The following is a 12,685-nucleotide window of genomic DNA, read 5'->3' on the forward strand; positions in this document are numbered from 1 at the left end:
CTGGCAGCTCGTGCCCGTGCCGGGCCAGGGTGGCTGCCCGGTGTTGGCCAATCCGGGCGAACGATGGCCCAGAGAAACCGCCCCCGCTCCTCGTCAGCTCATCACGCCGCGTCGAGGCGGGCCAGCTCCTCGGCGGCCAGCTTCAGTTCGGCCGCGGCAACCGAGTCGCGGATGGTCTCGGGGCGCGAAGAGCCCGGAATCGGGATCACCACGGGTGCCTTGGCGAGCATCCAGGCCAGACTCACCTGCTGGGGGCTGACCCCGTGCGCCTGCGCCACGTCCGCGAACACGGCGAAGCGCGAGCCCAGCTCGCCGGCATGCGAAATCCCGCCCAGCGGGCTCCACGGCAGGAACGCAAGGCCCAGTTCCGCGCACAGCTCCAACTCCGGCTCGCTGGAGCGGTATGCGGGCGAGAACTGGTTCTGTACGCTCACCAGTCGGCCGCCGAGGATCTCGTTGGCCTGCCGGATCTGATCGGGATTGGCGTTGGAGATGCCGGCGAAGCGGATCTTGCCCGCGTCCAGCAGATCGCGGATCGCCCCGACCGACTCCGCGTAGGGGACCGTCGGGTCCGGCCGGTGGAACTGGTAGAGCCCGATGGCCTCGACGCCGAGCCGCTTGAGCGAGGCATCGCAGGCCGTCTTCAAGTACTCCGGCGAGCCGTTCAGGGTCCACGAGCCGTCGCCCGGACGCAGGTGACCGCCCTTCGTCGCGATCAGCACGTCCGATGTGTCGCCGCCATAGCCGGCCACCGCACGGGCGATCAGGGATTCATTGTGGCCGACCTCGTTGGCGTCCCTGTGATAGGCGTCCGCGGTGTCGATCAGTGTCACGCCCGCCTCCAGCGCGGCGTGGATCGTCGCGATCGAACGCTGTTCATCGGGGCGCCCCTCGATGGACATCGGCATACCGCCGAGACCGATCGCGCTGACCTGGACGTCGCTGATGGTGCGTGTCTGCATGGGAGGTTCCTTCTGGAGATCTTTTCGGTATGTCCCAGCTTCCACCGTGGCGTTTAAGCTGTCCAACATAAGAATCTGATCCCTTTGAGCAGTGCTGGTGATGAATCATGGAACTGCGGCAACTCGAGTACTTCGTCGCCGTCGCTGAGGAATGCCACTTCACACGTGCGGCCAAGCGTCTTCATGTCGCGCAGTCCGGGCTGTCGGCCTCGATCCGCTCGCTCGAGCGTGAACTGGGTGCCTCCCTCTTCATGCGCAGCACCCGACAGGTCGAGCTGACCGCCGCCGGGCGGGCACTGCTGGTCGAGGCTCGCCGGGCTCTGTCGGCGACTGATGCCGCCAAGGACGCCGTAGCGGCAGTGCAGGGACTCCTGCGCGGCAGCCTGGCGATCGGCTCCCTGCAATGCCTGCACGCAGTGCACCTTGCGGCCGTGCTCGCACGCTTCCGAGGCACATTCCCCGGCCTGGAGATCGGGTTGCGGCAGGGAGGATCCGGCGAGCTGATCGACCAAGTACGAGCGGGGCGGCTGGACCTGGCGTTCGTCTCCCGCCCGGACCGGATCCCGGACGACGTCGTGGTGGCGCCGCTGGCCAGCGAGCCAATCGTCCTGGCCTGCGCGCCCGAGCATCCGTACGCCGACCGGGCACAGGTCGAGTTGGCCGAGTTGCGCGAAGAGCAATTCGTGGACTTCCACCCGGACTGGGGCACCCGAGACCTGGTCGACAACGTGCTCGCCGCCGCAGACGTCGAACGCCACGTCTCGCTGGAGGTGACCGACACGCACTCCCTGCTCGATCTGGTCACGTGCGGGCTCGGTGTGGCGCTCGTGCCGCAGTCCTTCGCGGTCAAGACCGATCGAGTGCACTTTGTCGGGCTTGCAGGAGCCGTACCGGCATGGGAGACCGTCACCGTAACGGGCAATCCGACAAGTGCGGCAGCGGCCGCACTGCTGCGCGAGGTCCACGTTGCGAAGAGCGGCCGCCGGTCTGCCGCCGTCGTCACTGACGGAAACCGGCCGACACCGGCGGCGACCCTGGACGAGTCCCCCCGACGGTGACCGGGGCTCGCTGCCTCGCGTGGCTCGAATTGGCGCTCGTGGTGGCTCGGTTACTCGGCCGCGAGGACTTCCTCGGCATCTTCAAGGGATCCGTCCGCGACGGACGGCACGGCGAGCGGCAAGCCCAAGTGGTTGTCGAGCGTGTCGGCGTGCGCGCTGGGGGAGGGGGCGATAAGGGATGCCACGATGCCGGTGACGAGAGACGCAACAGCGGCCATGCTTCGCTTCTTCATGGCCTGGTCAACGTCCGGTGAGCTCCGACGTCACGGGTCCGTGTGCGGGTCGGCGGGTCGCCCGGGCACGAGCAGCTCTCCTGGCCGTGAATGCCAACTCCGCCGAGATGTCTGCTCGGGCGCCGGGCCTGGAGGTGCTCCACCCGGCGCACGCGCTGGGCGTGACAGGCCGCCGTTTCCAGAGGTCAAGCTCACGATGGCCGCTGCGAAGGCGGAAGAAACAGGGGGTTACGCTTCGAAGCGACCCTCAAGGAGCCCCCTGGGATGGAGCAGCACATGGAGAGCCTCAGCCGTACCGCGCTGGTCGAGGGCCTGATGGGGCGCTTCCCGCAGGTGCCCAGGGAAGCCGTGATCAAGGAGGACCTCCTGCGGGGCGGCATGGCCTTCGACGAGTCCGCGCTCAGCGACACCGCCGACGGGGCTTCCGGCGACGTCAAGCCGAAGTCGTACTTCATCTTCTCCTTCGATCACCGCACTTTGCCGGAGCTCGGCGCCGCCGCGCTCAACCGGCCTCCCGAGGAAATCGTGCTCACCGGTGGCCCGTACGAACTGCGCCGCACCGTCGTGTCCGTACGGGTCAATCCGGACTCCCCGTATGTCGTGCGAGGCGGCGAGGACGGCGCGCTCGGCCTGTATCTGGACGGCGTGCGGATCGCGGACGTCGGCCTGCCGCCGATGCCGGAGTACTACCGGCACAAGCTGTCGAACGGCAAGTCGGTGATGGAGGTCGCGCCGACCATCCAGTGGGGCTATCTCATCTACCTGACGGTCTTTCGGGTGTGCCAGTACTTCGGCGCCAAGGAGGAATGCCAGTTCTGCGACATCAACCACAACTGGCGCCAGCACAAGGCGGCAGGCCGGCCGTACACCGGGGTGAAGCCGGTCGAGGAGGTGCTGGAGGCCCTGGAGATCATCGACCGCTACGACACCGCGGGGACATCCCGGGCCTACACCCTCACGGGCGGTTCGATCACCTCACAGGTCGCCGGCCGCGACGAAGCCGATTTCTACGGCCACTACGCGAAGGCCATCGAGGAGCGTTTCCCCGGCCGCTGGATCGGCAAGGTCGTCGCCCAGGCGCTGCCCCGCGACGACGTGCAGCGCTTCCATGACTCCGGCATCCGGATCTACCACCCCAACTTCGAGGTGTGGGACCGCCGGCTGTTCGAGCTTCACTGCCCGGGCAAGGAACGCTACGTCGGCCGCGACGAATGGCACCGCAGGATCCTGGACTCCGCCGAGGTGTTCGGTCCTCGCAATGTAATCCCCAACTTCGTGGCAGGTATCGAGATGGCCGAGCCCTTCGGTTTCACGAAGGTGAGCGAGGCGATCGAATCGACCGCCGAGGGCCTGCGGTTCTTCATGTCGAACGGCGTCGTACCGCGCTTCACCACCTGGTGCCCTGAACCGACGACGCCACTGGGTAAGGCCAATCCCCTGGGCGCACCGCTCGAGTACCACATCCGTCTGCTGGAGACCTACCGGGCGACGCTCGAGGAGTACGGCCTGAGCTCCCCACCCGGCTACGGCCCGGCAGGTCCCGGCCGGGCGGTGTTCTCCGTCAGCTCGTTCATGGACAGTCTGGAAGGACTCGAAGACACGACTTCCTGACGTGCTTCGTGTCCACAGGCGCTTGTGGTCGCGGCCGTGTGCGGCAGTGCTTCGAGAGGGGTCCCGCTACTGTTCGGTCTGGGGCAGGTGGGCCTTGGCGTCGTCATAGGTTGCCTCACCGGCTGACTCGACGGGCGCGTGGAAGAGGTTCAGCACGCCTGTCTGGAACGTCTCGGCGGAGATCAGCTTCAGCGGGATCGGAGCCTCGCCCTCTTCGAACAGCCGCATGCCCTTGCGGACGGCGATCGGGTGCACCAGCAAGTGTCGACGCGGCCGAGGGTGGCGTCGACGGCCGCCCCCATCTTGGTTTCTGCTTCCCCCAGTAGACGACGGGGCCGGCGGAACTCATCGACGGCGCGTCAAGCGGATCCTCTCGGGTGACCGGACTCCGTTGATCGGTCCAACCGCGAGCGGCATCTGGCTTGGCGCACAGACCCGACCACGGCTTGAACCGCTTCCGTCGGCCGAGAGGCCGGGGCTCCGGCAAGCAGCACGTGCCGCCCGGCCGGCTCGGACCGCGGGGCCACACCAAGCCAACGAGCCGAGACGTTCATTCAGGACGAGTCCATACGCACCGCCATCGACGAACTGCTCACCGCGTCCGGCCAAGGCGGGCTGACCTGAGCGCGACAGTTGGCTGTCACCGCCCCCACTGCCGCCCGCCGGCCGGGCACCCGATCGGACAGTCCGCCGAGATCAGACCCCCGGAACCGGGTAGGTCGGGTACTCCACCCCGGATACGTGCTGGACGACGCGGATGACCTGGCAGGAGTAGCCGAACTCGTTGTCGTACCAGAGGTAGAGGATCGCGTCGTCGCCCTCGACCTTGGTGGCGCCCGCGTCGACGATCGAGGCGTGGCGCGAGCCGATGAAGTCGCTCGAGACCGCGTCGGGGGCGGTGGTGAAGTCGATCTGGCGCTTGAGCGGCGAGGTCAGCGACACGTTGCGGAGGTAGTCGAGGACCTCCTCGCGGGTGGTCTCGCGCGCGAGCCGCAGGCTGAGGATCGCGATCGAGACGTCCGGCACCGGGACGCGGATCGAGCTTCCGGTGATCCTCGCATTGAGGTCGGGCAGCGCCTTGGCGACGGCGGCGGCGGCACCGGTCTCGGTGATGACCATGTTGAGCGGCGCCGAACGGCCGCGGCGGTCGGAGCTGTGGTAGTTGTCCAGCAGGTTCTGGTCGTTGGTGAACGAGTGGACGGTCTCCACGTGGCCGCGCAGGACGCCGTACTCGTCCGCCATCGCCTTCAGCGGCGGGACGATCGCGTTGGTGGTGCAGGACGCGCAGGACAGGATCTGCTCGTCCGGCTTGATCGTGTCGTGGTTGACGCCGTGGACGATGTTGGGGACGTCGCCCTTGCCCGGCGCGGTCAGGACGACCTTGTCGATACCGGGGCGGAGGTGGTTCGACAGGCCCTCGCGGTCGCGCCACTTGCCGGTGTTGTCGATGAGGATGGCGTCGTTGATGCCGTACGCCGTGTAGTCGACCTCCGACGGGTCGTTGGCGTAGATCACCTTGATCTCGTTGCCGTTGGCGATGATCGTGCTCTTCGCCTCGTCGACGGTGATCGTGCCCTGGAACTGCCCGTGGATGGAGTCGCGGCGCAGCAGCGAGGCGCGCTTGACGATGTCCTGGTCGCCGCCCTGGCGGACGACGATGGCGCGCAGCCGCAGGCCGTTGCCGGAGCCGGCCTTCTCGATGAGCAGGCGGGCGACGAGGCGGCCGATGCGGCCGAACCCGTAGAGGACGACGTCGCGCGGCTCGCGGCGCTCGATCTTGTTGGCACCGGTGGCGCCGGCGACGGCCTCGGCGGTGAACTCCTCCACCGAGAGACCGCGGTCGTCGGTCCTGTACGTCGCGGCGAGCATGCCGATGTCGATCTGGGAAGGGCCGAGATCGAGCGCGGTGAGAGCCTGCAGGAACGGCAGCGTCTCGGTGACCGAGAGTTCCTCACCGGCGATCTGCCGGGCGAATCGGTGGGTCTTGAGGATGCTGACCACCGACTTGTTCACCAAGGAGCGGCTGTGAAGCAAGACCGTGACGTCCCCCTCCCGGTGCAGCTTCCCGATGATGGGGATCATCGACTCCGCGATCTCCTCGCGGTTTTTCCAGTTGGTGAACGAGTCGTCATTGACAGTCACAGGTTTATCTTTCGAGCTAGGCGGCGCTCATATGCTAACCCCCCGCCACTTTGATCATTCAATCGGTGCCACCTGAGCGGGATGCAGTGATCGGGCTCGGCGGACCACTACTGGTCGGGGGTGCCCACGCCGGCACGGCCTTTTTGGGCGACGACCCGCTGGTGAGCCGGCTGGTCCCGCACCACCGCCGCCCTGTGGCTCGCTGATCTGTCGTTCACTTCTCGTCAGCTTCCAGACGTTCGGCTCGGGCGTGCGCAGCTTGTGCACCGCCGCGTGCTGTGCGGGCCGTCCGGGCGGCGTCTGTTGCCCGGTGCCGGGCCTGGTCCAGCGCGCTGCGTGCCTCGCGCTGGTGTTCCTGTGCAGCTTTCACCTCCTGAGCGAGGGCGGTCGCGCGCTCCTCTGCTTCGTGGAGCTGTCTTTCGGCCTGGTCGCGCTCTGATTCGGCTTGCCGGAGTTCGTCCTCCCGCTGGTGCGCCTGTTGCCCGGCGGTCTCCGCTGCCTGGCGGGCCTGGGTGAGCTTCTTCATCCGCTCTGCCTCGCGGCGCTGGTCCTTGGCGCTCCGGTCCGGGCTTTTGGCAGTGTCCCGGTCGTCCCGACCGGCCGGGCGGCCGGAGCGCGGGGACGGTGAGCCGGCCGCTCGTTGCGGGGTGCCGCTGACCGCGGCCGCGGGGAAGCCGACCGGGGGAGTGAGGGGCTTGACGAGGTGGCCGACGGCCCACTCCTGCGCGGCCTGCGGGTCGGCCAGGACCGCGTGCAGGGTGAGTTCGACCTCGCGCTGCACCTCTTCACTGACCGGATGTCCGGCGTCGGCTGCCAGCTGCCGGGCTTGGCGTGCCAGCGCAGCCGTCAGGCGATGCTGCTGGCCGGACAGTTCGCGTAGCTGCTTACGGTCGAGTTCCTGGTGCGCCTCGCGCAGGCCCTCGCCGAGACGCAGCAGACCGACGACCGCGTCGGGCTCGCCCCGTACGAGCAGATTGCTGGCCCACGCGGAGAGGGTCGGGCGCCTCAGTGCGCCGATCTTGCCGGCCAGGTCCCGGTCTCCCGCTGTGCGGGCAGCGGCCGCGTGCCGGGTACGGGCGCCGATGAAGTCCGTCGGCGGCAGCCCGTACAGCTCGTCCGCGATGCTCTCCAGATCCACGACTCACCCAGCACCCTTCAGTCCGATAGGGATGAGTCTGCACCCTTCACCCGGGTAATTCCCTTACCTGAGTCTTGCCCTGGAGGAGCCGGCGAGCTTCTTCTGCGACGGCGACCGTCCGCTGCGCGCCGAGGACGTAACCGACCCCTACCGGCGCGGCATGATGCTCACCGCCCGGGCCACCAGCCGGGCCGAACGCGCCTGGCTGCACGAGATCCTCGGCGACGACGAGCCCGGCCCGGACGGCGCGCACACGGTGCCCACGTGACAGCGGCCAGTTGCGATATCCCGCTTCCGGCCAGTTCGTGGCGAGGGCATCTGGCCGCCAACGGTCACTGAGCGTTGACGGAGTCCCCGCCTACTTGGCGAAGGTAGGTGTCGATCTGGGCGAAGGTGGCCGCTGGCTGTTCTATCTGCGGCAGGTGGCCTGCTTCGGGAATGACCTGGAGTCGGCCGTCGCCAAAGGCGTCGGCGTATGCCGCGCCGTAGGCGGGGGTGACGATGCGATCGCTTTCTCCCCAGAGCAGGAGAGTGGGGAGGTCGATGCGCCGCAGGCGGCGGAGAAGCTTGGGGTCATGCATGTAGGGGGCGCCCGCAAGGACGCGCATGGTGGCCTGGTTGGCCTGCCGGACGGCGAGTTGCTCGGCGGGGACGTCGGCGGGGTCGACATAGAAGCGGGCCGAGTCGTGCCAGGCGTACTCGGCGACGCCACGAGCGTCGAGAGCAAAGAAATCCGTGATCGGCTCGGCCTCGATGTGCACTCCGACAGCGTCGATCATGATGAGTCCGGTGATGAGTCCCGCGGTGTCCCGCACGGCCATCTCGGCCGCCGTCCAGCCGCCGATCGAGGACCCGATGACGAGCACGTCGCGTAGCTGAAGGTCTTGGAGGCAGTGCAGGTAGGCGAGCGCGAGATCGTCGATACCGGTCAGCCATGCAGGGCGGTGGGTGCCGTCCCAACCGGGATGCGTGGGCGTAATGGTGTGCGCGGTCTGTGCGAGGTGGTCTGCGAGTCCGGCGACCGTGGCCGGCCCCCCGCCGCCGTGAAGGATCAGGCAGGGACGGCCGGTTCCGTCCTGGGGCAGGGTGAGGGACAGGTCCGGGTACGGGGCAACCGTGTTGTCTGTGGGCATGCCCCCACCCTAACTAAGGATGTTTATATAAACTAGCTTAGTCCTGCGGTAGGGTGAGTCCATGCCCGATGGACTGCAGGCCCTTGGAAGAGCGGTGAAACAGGCCCAGTACAAGCAGCACCGGGCGCTCGACAGCCGGCTCGCCGCCGCCGGTACGACGCTCGCCCAGTGGGACGCCCTCCGTGCGATCAGCCGCTCGCCCGGGGCACCGGCCCGCGCCCTGGCCGAGGCGACGTTCCAGAGCGGACAGGCATTCGGAACGCTCGCCGGCCGGCTTGCCGCCCTGGGCCTGATCGAGCGCCGACCGGGCAACGGCCGACGCATCGAGCACTACCTCACCCCCACCGGCGAAGAGGTCCTGAGAGCAGGTCATCAGATCGCCGACGAGGTCCTCGCCGCGTGCTACTCCGGCCTGTCTCCAGCTGACCGCACGACAATGCTCGACCTGCTTCAACGCATCGACGGCGGCCGGGGCGCGTAGCCCAGGTGGCTGCGCGAACTCTCTTGGTCGACTGACACCTCGATCAGCCGCATCAGCTCAGTCCCGGCGTCGAGAGCCACTACCCGGGCGGAAGGCGATCCGCAGGCTCGAAAGCATCGCCTGAGGCAACGTCAGGAAGTGCTGAGTCAGTAGGTGCAGTCGTTCCAGTGGGGATCATCCCAGCGGTCGGCGTCGCTGAGTCCGATCAGCCGAATGTGGTGGAGCAGCTCCTCCGAGGCACCGTGGGCGCGAAGTCGGGCCGGGGCGTGGCGGGCCAGCCAGGCCGTCAACTCGGCGCGCAGTGCGGCTTCCTCGTCGTCGTCGCCCCAGCATGTCCAGGGGAGTTGGTCCCCGCCCCTCAGGTCGTACTCCCATTGGATTACCGCTTGCGCCAGGTGCTGGTCGGCGGCGGTGTGAGTGGTGGCTTCCCAGGTATCGAGCCATGGCGTGAGCACGGCGGTGGCTTCGGCACACAGGGCGAAGACGACGTGTGCGGGTACGGCGGGGTCGGGATCGGTCAGAGTGCGGGCCCATCAGGCGTGCAGGAATTCCTGGACCGCTGCGGCTTCTTCGGGCGGCCCCTCGTGCCACTGGCCGCGAGCAATCGCACGCCCGGCTTCCCTGATGTCGAAGTCGTCGACCCGGCCTGTGACGAGGGCGGCAGCGAACTGCGGCAGGATCCGGCGCATCACGGCGGGGCTGTCGTCCCAGTCGGATGCCTGCCAGGTCCGGCGCAGCAGGTCGGGATCCAGCTCCACATCCGGCACCTTCAGCAGCGCGAGTTCCTCCGCGCTGCCCCAGTGGCACTCGCAGTTGCGTTCGTCGGGGTGGGCGGTCATCCCGCGAAAGGTGGCATCCAGGCGTTCCAGGGCTACGTCGAGGCGACATGGCACGGGGGTTTGGTCAACGTTCATTGGTGGTGCCTTCCGGGGCTCCGGGCAGCTGTGCCATCCGAAGATCGCAACCTTACTGGGCCCGGGGTGACATCGGTGACGGCATCCCCTCCGCACAGGACGCCTGAAATCGCAGGGGCGCCGGAATCTGGTTGTCCCGTCCGGGACCTCGCTGACAAGCTTCACGTCATGCCTACCTTCTCCGCGCCTGACGGAACCCGGCTCGCCTACCGTGTGAACGGAGAGGGAGACCCGGTCGTCTGCATCCCGGGAGGTCCCACGGACTCCACCTACCTCGGAGACCTTGGCGGCCTGTCCATGCACCGCCGGCTGATCTTTTTGGACCTTCGCGGTACTGGCCGGTCCGCGATTCCCGAGGACACCTCCTCTTACCGCTGTGACCGCCTTGTCGACGATGTCGAGGCCTTGCGCGAACACCTCGGACTGCCCCGGATGGACCTGCTCGGCCACTCCGCCGGCACGAATATTGCGGTGCAGTACGCGGCCCGGTATCCGAAGAACATCGGCAATCTGGCCCTGATCACCCCCGGCTCCGCAGCGGTCGGCATCACGATCACCGGAGAGATGCGGCGCGAGCGCGCGCAGCTTCGGAAGGCCGAACCGTGGTTCCCGGCGGCGTTCGCCGCCTTGGAGGCGATTACCGAGGGCACGGGCAGCGACTGGGAGGCCATCGCTCCCTTCTTCTGTGGCCGGTGGGACGCCGCGGCGAAGAAGCACCAAGCGGCCGGCCGGCCGAGCAACAAGGAAGCGGTCGCTCTCTTCGCGGCCGAGGGTGCCTTCGACCCGGAGGCCACTCGTGCGGCGCTCGCTGCCTTCCGGGCCCCCGTCCTGCTGCTCGCCGGAGAGCTCGACCTGAACAGCCCCCCTCAGTCGGTGGCTGAGTTCGCCGGGCTGTTCCCTGATGCCTCGCTCGTCGTGCAGCCAGGGGCAGGCCACTACCCCTGGCTCGACGACGCCGGCCGGTTCGCCGCAACCACGGCGGCATTTCTGGGGTAAGGACCTCCAGAGAGGGCCAAGGTCGATGATCAGGGCGCTTCTGGGGCCGTGGTGCGGGATGGGCGGTAGATGGCTGTGGCGATTTGTACGAACGAGCGGATGAGCGGGGTGGTGTTGGCGCTGTTCCAGGCGATGACGAGGTGACTGGGTGGCGTGTCGGTCAAGGGGACTGCGGTGAGACCTTCGGGAAGGGTGTGGGCGAGCGGTGTCAGTCCTACCGTGCCGTTCCACAGGACGGACTGGAGGCATTCGTGGACTGTTCGGACGACGGGCCCGTGACGACGTTGGCCGGTGTCTGACGGACCCGTCCAGAAGTCCCGCCACGCTTGGTCCGTACCGTCGGGGAACTGGAACCATCGGCGATCGGCGAGTTCGTCCAGATGCAGGCTGTCGCGGTCGGCGAGCGGGTCGTCGGCGCGTAGGACCACGCCGAGCGGGTCCGAGCGCAGCACGCGGGTGGTGATGCCGGTGTCGTCGAACGGCGCCCGGGTCAGGGCCACGTCGACGAGGCCGGCCCGCAGTCCGGTGGTCGGGTCCGTCAGGTCGGCCTCGCGGATGCGGACGCGTACGCCGGGGTGGTGTTGCCGGTAAGCGACGGCCATTCGTGGTCCGACCTGTTCGGCGCTGTCGGCGAGGGTGCCGACGGTCAGGGTGGCCGTGCCGGTCGCCGCGGCCACTCGGGCACGCGCCTGGTCGGCCTGCGCCAGCAGTGTGCGTGCCTCGTCGTAGAGCGCGACTCCGGCGGGGGTCAGAGTGACCCCGGTCGGTGAGCGGTGCAGCAGGATGGCGCCGAGTTCGGTCTCCAGCTGTTTGATGGCCCGGCTCAGCGGAGGCTGAGTCATCTGCAGTCGCGCGGCGGCCCTGCCGAAGTGGAGTTCTTCGGCGACCGCCACGAAGTAGCCCAGCGTGCGTAGCTCCATCATCAGCGATGATACCCGCACGGTATCGGGGGTGCGGGATCGGTGTTGGACGCCCCGGGGCGTCCCGCGATGGACTGAGGACCTACCGATCTGCCGCTGTACGAACCCGCTGGGCGGGCGAGATGCCGGCAGGTTGCGATCATCGCAATGCTGAGGAGTCGCAATGGCTGAACATGTGATGCCGGAGCCCGTCGTGCACATTGAGGGTGTTCAGGAGCTCGCCCGTGATGTGGTGGTCATCCCCAACCGGCAGGTGCAGCTCGTGCCGAACATCGGCATCATCGGCGGCGGGCATTCCGTTCTCGTGGTCGAGACCGGCATGGGCCCGCGTAACGCCGAGAAAGTGCTGGAGTTCGCGGCCGACTTCGCCAAGGGACGCAAGCTGTACCTGACGACGACGCATTTTCACCCCGAGCACGCCTTCGGGGCGCAGGTCTTCGCCGGCGGAGCGACGTTTCTGGTCAACCGGGAACAGGCCGAGGACCTGAAGGTGAAGGGCCCGGGCTATCTCGAGATGTTCAAGGGACTCGGCGAGCCGGTCGCACGCCAGCTTGAGGGCGTCGAACTGGCGGAGCCCGATGTCGTCTTCGACCAGGAGTACGACCTGGACCTGGGCGGCCGGATGGTGCAGTTGCGGGCCACCGGCCGGGCACACAGCAAGGGCGACCAGGTGGTCAAGGTGCCGGACGCGGACGTCCTGTTCACGGGGGACCTCGCGGAGGCCGGGCAGTTCGCCATCTTCCCCTGGTTCCCGCCGTACGACACCGACGTCTCGGGAACCCGCTGGCTCGCGGTCATGCAGCGGCTGGCAGCCGAGGGCGCGCGGGTCGTGGTGCCCGGCCATGGTGAGGTCGGCGGCCCGCAGTTGCTGGCAGATGTCCGCGATTACCTTGAGCTCCTGCGGGACGAGACGTGGGTCCGCCGCGATTCGGCAGTCAGCGAGCAGACGATCGTCGAAGAGATCTCGGCGCTGATGATCCAGCGGCACCCGGAGTGGGCCGGCCAGGAGTGGATCGAGAAAGGTGTCGGGTGCCTGTGCTCCGAACACCCCGCATGACAAGCCGCCGGCCCATGTCAGCGACGACCAGCGAAGGCTG

The 12,685-nt window shown here is 68.1% G+C and carries 13 protein-coding genes and 2 pseudogenes; 6 read left to right on the forward strand and 9 right to left on the reverse strand.

The window, feature by feature from the left end:
* Window positions 1-101: 101 nt before the first annotated feature.
* Entirely contained in the window at window positions 102-962 is an 861-nt protein-coding gene (locus tag SLUN_RS36930) for an aldo/keto reductase (RefSeq protein ID WP_108154223.1), read from the reverse strand.
* Window positions 963-1,069: 107 nt separating this feature from the next.
* Between SLUN_RS36930 and SLUN_RS36935 the strand changes: the two genes are divergently transcribed.
* Complete coding sequence (locus SLUN_RS36935) at window positions 1,070-2,020, forward strand: LysR family transcriptional regulator (protein ID WP_108154224.1); 951 nt, start codon at window positions 1,070-1,072, stop codon at window positions 2,018-2,020.
* 50 nt (window positions 2,021-2,070) lie between these two features.
* On the opposite strand, the gene SLUN_RS39765 is transcribed toward SLUN_RS36935, so the two are convergent.
* Complete coding sequence (locus tag SLUN_RS39765) at window positions 2,071-2,238, reverse strand: hypothetical protein (protein WP_159100421.1); 168 nt, start codon at window positions 2,236-2,238, stop codon at window positions 2,071-2,073.
* Window positions 2,239-2,529: 291 nt separating this feature from the next.
* On the opposite strand from SLUN_RS39765, the gene SLUN_RS36940 reads away from it, so the two are divergent.
* Complete coding sequence (locus SLUN_RS36940) at window positions 2,530-3,864, forward strand: radical SAM protein (protein ID WP_108155154.1); 1,335 nt, start codon at window positions 2,530-2,532, stop codon at window positions 3,862-3,864.
* A gap of 66 nt (window positions 3,865-3,930) precedes the next feature.
* On the opposite strand, the pseudogene SLUN_RS36945 reads toward SLUN_RS36940, so the two are convergent.
* The 3 genes and pseudogenes from SLUN_RS36945 to SLUN_RS36955 form a co-directional block, all read right to left on the reverse strand.
* Window positions 3,931-4,128, reverse strand: a pseudogene (locus tag SLUN_RS36945) (dihydrofolate reductase family protein); the annotation flags it as partial.
* A gap of 432 nt (window positions 4,129-4,560) precedes the next feature.
* A complete protein-coding gene (locus SLUN_RS36950) occupies window positions 4,561-6,006 on the reverse strand; it encodes a glyceraldehyde-3-phosphate dehydrogenase (protein ID WP_108154225.1) in 1,446 nt (481 codons plus the stop codon).
* Window positions 6,007-6,220: 214 nt separating this feature from the next.
* Window positions 6,221-7,144 (reverse strand): hypothetical protein, encoded by a 924-nt coding sequence (locus tag SLUN_RS36955; protein ID WP_108154226.1) that lies wholly within the window; start codon window positions 7,142-7,144, stop codon window positions 6,221-6,223.
* A 79-nt stretch (window positions 7,145-7,223) separates the two neighbouring features.
* Between SLUN_RS36955 and SLUN_RS36960 the strand changes: the two are divergent.
* Window positions 7,224-7,412 (forward strand): annotated as a pseudogene (locus tag SLUN_RS36960) (PadR family transcriptional regulator); the annotation flags it as partial.
* A 64-nt stretch (window positions 7,413-7,476) separates the two neighbouring features.
* Here SLUN_RS36960 and SLUN_RS36965 read toward each other — a convergent pair.
* On the reverse strand, window positions 7,477-8,277 hold the full coding sequence (locus SLUN_RS36965; RefSeq protein ID WP_108154227.1) for an alpha/beta fold hydrolase: 801 nt from the start codon (window positions 8,275-8,277) through the stop codon (window positions 7,477-7,479).
* Between the two features lie 61 nt (window positions 8,278-8,338).
* Between SLUN_RS36965 and SLUN_RS36970 the strand changes: the two genes are divergently transcribed.
* Window positions 8,339-8,758: a MarR family winged helix-turn-helix transcriptional regulator gene (locus tag SLUN_RS36970; RefSeq protein WP_108154228.1), complete on the forward strand. Its 420-nt coding sequence runs from the start codon at window positions 8,339-8,341 to the stop codon at window positions 8,756-8,758.
* 146 nt (window positions 8,759-8,904) lie between these two features.
* On the opposite strand, the gene SLUN_RS42160 is transcribed toward SLUN_RS36970, so the two are convergent.
* Together SLUN_RS42160 and SLUN_RS42165 are read right to left on the reverse strand one after the other, a co-directional pair.
* Window positions 8,905-9,213 (reverse strand): hypothetical protein, encoded by a 309-nt coding sequence (locus SLUN_RS42160; RefSeq protein WP_306610738.1) that lies wholly within the window; start codon window positions 9,211-9,213, stop codon window positions 8,905-8,907.
* Window positions 9,214-9,291: 78 nt separating this feature from the next.
* Window positions 9,292-9,597, reverse strand: a complete 306-nt coding sequence (locus SLUN_RS42165; RefSeq protein WP_306610739.1) for a hypothetical protein — start codon at window positions 9,595-9,597, stop codon at window positions 9,292-9,294.
* 243 nt (window positions 9,598-9,840) lie between these two features.
* On the opposite strand from SLUN_RS42165, the gene SLUN_RS36980 reads away from it, so the two are divergent.
* Window positions 9,841-10,668, forward strand: coding sequence for an alpha/beta fold hydrolase (locus tag SLUN_RS36980; protein WP_108154229.1), 828 nt, complete (start codon window positions 9,841-9,843; stop codon window positions 10,666-10,668).
* 29 nt (window positions 10,669-10,697) lie between these two features.
* Here SLUN_RS36980 and SLUN_RS36985 read toward each other — a convergent pair whose 3' ends face one another.
* Entirely contained in the window at window positions 10,698-11,588 is an 891-nt protein-coding gene (locus SLUN_RS36985) for a LysR family transcriptional regulator (RefSeq protein ID WP_108155155.1), read from the reverse strand.
* A gap of 163 nt (window positions 11,589-11,751) precedes the next feature.
* Between SLUN_RS36985 and SLUN_RS36990 the strand changes: the two genes are divergently transcribed.
* Entirely contained in the window at window positions 11,752-12,645 is an 894-nt protein-coding gene (locus SLUN_RS36990) for an MBL fold metallo-hydrolase (protein WP_175313044.1), read from the forward strand.
* Window positions 12,646-12,685 lie beyond the last annotated feature (40 nt).

The sequence above is a fragment of the Streptomyces lunaelactis genome, assembly GCF_003054555.1.
Classification (GTDB): domain Bacteria; phylum Actinomycetota; class Actinomycetes; order Streptomycetales; family Streptomycetaceae; genus Streptomyces; species Streptomyces lunaelactis.

Excerpts from the sequence above, each read along its gene's own strand:
- SLUN_RS39765 (WP_159100421.1), bottom strand. The coding sequence starts at position 2,238 with ATGGCCGCTGTTGCGTCTCTCGTCACCGGCATCGTGGCATCCCTTATC.
- SLUN_RS36940 (WP_108155154.1), top strand. The coding sequence starts at position 2,530 with ATGGAGAGCCTCAGCCGTACCGCGCTGGTCGAGGGCCTGATGGGGCGC.
- SLUN_RS36985 (WP_108155155.1), bottom strand. The coding sequence starts at position 11,588 with ATGGAGCTACGCACGCTGGGCTACTTCGTGGCGGTCGCCGAAGAACTC.
- SLUN_RS42165 (WP_306610739.1), bottom strand. The coding sequence starts at position 9,597 with ATGACCGCCCACCCCGACGAACGCAACTGCGAGTGCCACTGGGGCAGC.
- SLUN_RS36990 (WP_175313044.1), top strand. The coding sequence starts at position 11,752 with ATGGCTGAACATGTGATGCCGGAGCCCGTCGTGCACATTGAGGGTGTT.
- SLUN_RS36965 (WP_108154227.1), bottom strand. The coding sequence starts at position 8,277 with ATGCCCACAGACAACACGGTTGCCCCGTACCCGGACCTGTCCCTCACC.
- SLUN_RS36970 (WP_108154228.1), top strand. The coding sequence starts at position 8,339 with ATGCCCGATGGACTGCAGGCCCTTGGAAGAGCGGTGAAACAGGCCCAG.
- SLUN_RS36980 (WP_108154229.1), top strand. The coding sequence starts at position 9,841 with ATGCCTACCTTCTCCGCGCCTGACGGAACCCGGCTCGCCTACCGTGTG.
- SLUN_RS36935 (WP_108154224.1), top strand. The coding sequence starts at position 1,070 with ATGGAACTGCGGCAACTCGAGTACTTCGTCGCCGTCGCTGAGGAATGC.
- SLUN_RS36930 (WP_108154223.1), bottom strand. The coding sequence starts at position 962 with ATGCAGACACGCACCATCAGCGACGTCCAGGTCAGCGCGATCGGTCTC.